At 55.9% G+C, this 247-nt stretch carries 1 pseudogene; it reads right to left on the bottom strand.

Going from position 1 to position 247, the window contains the following annotated elements:
• Positions 1 to 247, bottom strand: a pseudogene (gene potC, locus AAEY83_RS17630) (spermidine/putrescine ABC transporter permease PotC); the annotation flags it as partial.

Here is a 247-nt window from a genome sequence, read left to right as displayed (position 1 = left end):
CCGCCAGCGTCCCCAGTGCCACAGCGGCAATCGCGGTGTAGCAGGCGATCTCCAGCGAGCGCAGTACCGAGCCCATCAGTTGCGAGTTGTCGAGCAGGCCGACATACCACTTCACTGACCAGCCACCCCACACCGTCACCAGTTTCGAGGCGTTGAACGAGTAGATCACCAGAATCAGCATCGGCAGATAAATGAACATCAAGCCGAAGATCAGCATGAACTTGGAAAAATTGAAGCGTTTCATCCC

This window comes from Psychrobacter sp. TB20-MNA-CIBAN-0197, assembly GCF_040309765.1.
GTDB lineage: Bacteria > Pseudomonadota > Gammaproteobacteria > Pseudomonadales > Moraxellaceae > Psychrobacter > Psychrobacter submarinus.
This window is presented reverse-complemented; position numbering and strand designations above follow the sequence as displayed.